This is a genomic window from Microbacterium sp. HMWF026, assembly GCF_003061325.1.
Lineage (GTDB): Bacteria > Actinomycetota > Actinomycetes > Actinomycetales > Microbacteriaceae > Microbacterium > Microbacterium testaceum_E.
The window spans coordinates 1-1,736 of sequence record NZ_QAJB01000273.1; the positions used below are offsets into that span (position 1 = coordinate 1).

Consider the following 1,736-nt stretch of genomic DNA (forward strand, 5'->3'; position numbering starts at 1 on the left):
GTGTCGTCGTGCTGCTCGCGCGATACGCGGTGACACCCGATCTGGTGCTGCCGGTGTCGCTCGTCGGCGCCGCGACCGTGCTGCTCGGGCTGCTGACTGTCGCCGGAGGATCGGCGCTGTCGCGGGGCAGCATCCTCGCGCGCGCCCTGCTGACGGGCTACCTCGCGGTGCTGATCGTGCTGCAGGCCGTCGCGATGGCGCTGACCGAGCTCGACCCGGTGCTGGTCGTGGCGCTCGCCGCGGCGGTGGCGGTCATCGCCGCGGTCTGGATCCCCGGGCGGGCGCGCCGGTGGTTCCGTCCCACCGAGCCCGCCGCCCTCGGGACCGCGCGGACAGAGACCGGCCCCCGGGCCGGGGCGCGCACCGCCCCGCCGACTGCTTAGCCTTCGACGCTCAGCGGGTCAGCCACACCGAGCCGCCCGCACCCGCGGGCAGCGTGACCTCGACGCCGTCCGCGCGCACCACCTCGTCCGAGACGACCTCCAGTTCGTGGCCGACGTCGATGCGTCGCTCGACCAGCGCCCGCAGGAGCTCCGGGTCGCGGTCGCTCACCCGCAGCACGCGCCCCGCGTGCCCCGGCGCCGCCTCGGCCAGCAGGACGAAGGGCTCGCGGTGCACCGAGCCCTCGGCATCCGGGATCGCATCCCCGTGCGGATCGAAGCGCGGTCGGCCCAAGCGGTCGTCGATGCCCTCGAGCAGGCGGTCGCTCAGGGCGTGCTCGAGCACCTCGGCCTCGTCGTGCACCTCGTCCCACGCGTAGCCGAACTCGCGGACGAGCCACGTCTCGATGAGGCGATGGCGGCGGATCACCCCGGCCGCCCGCCTCTGCCCCGCGGGGGTGAGCGACACGGGGCCGTACGGGCGGTGCGTCACCAGGCCCTGCGACGCGAGTTTCTTGACCATCTCGGTCACGCTCGAGGGGGCGAGCCCCAATCCCGAGGCGAGTTGCGACGGTGTGATCGGCGAATCCTGCCACTCGGTGTGGTGGTAGATGGCCTTGAGATAGTCGTCGGCCACGGGCGATTCCACGCCGTCAGCCTATCCGCCGCTGAACACCAGCCACAGGAGCGTGACGTTGAGGGCGATGAGGAATACGGATGCCAGCACCCCCGCGATCGTGGTGACGCGGCGATTGCGATGGATGCCGAGCACCTCGGCGCGAGCGGTCAACGCGACTAGTGGCACCAGCGCGAACGGGATGCCGAACGACAGCACCACCTGGCTGAGCACCAGCGCCAGGGTGGGATCGACGCCCGCCGCGAGAATGAGCAGCGCCGGCACGAGTGTGACCAGGCGACGCACGACGAGGGGGATCCGCGCGCGCAGCAGGCCGTTCATGATCTCGGCTCCCGCGTAGGCGCCGACCGAGGTCGAGGCGAGTCCGCTCGCGAGCAGGCCGATGGCGAACAGGGTCGCCACGACCGCGCCGAGTCCGTCGCGCAGCGCCGCGTACGCCCCCTCGAGGCTGTCGGTGCCCTCGACCCCGGCGAGGTTCGCCGCCGCCAGCAGGAGGATCGCGAGGTTGACGGTGCCGGCCACGGCGAGGGCGATCGTGACATCCCAGCGGGTGGCCCGCAGCAGGCGCGGGGTCGAGAGGCCGCGCGCGCGTTCTAGGGCGCGGTTCGCGGCGTCGGGGCCCTCGGTGACGGTCGCGTCCGTCGGCTCCGCGCGCGACGCCGTTCTCGTCCGGCCGGCCGAGACCCCCGTGCCCCCCGCACCCAGCGCTGTCCCCGCAC

Annotated in this window: 2 protein-coding genes and 1 pseudogene; 1 reads left to right on the plus strand and 2 read right to left on the minus strand. The window is 73.6% G+C overall.

Annotated elements, in window-relative coordinates; genetic code table 11:
* Positions 1-383, plus strand: a pseudogene (locus DBR36_RS17750) (hypothetical protein); the annotation flags it as partial.
* Positions 384-393: 10 nt separating this feature from the next.
* Here DBR36_RS17750 and DBR36_RS10520 read toward each other — a convergent pair.
* Together DBR36_RS10520 and DBR36_RS10525 are read right to left on the minus strand one after the other, a co-directional pair.
* Positions 394-1,029, minus strand: coding sequence for a metal-dependent transcriptional regulator (locus DBR36_RS10520; RefSeq protein WP_108319173.1), 636 nt, complete (start codon positions 1,027-1,029; stop codon positions 394-396).
* 9 nt (positions 1,030-1,038) lie between these two features.
* Positions 1,039-1,736, minus strand: a 698-nt coding sequence (locus DBR36_RS10525) for an Nramp family divalent metal transporter (protein ID WP_181373559.1), incomplete at its 5' end; no start/stop codon positions are given.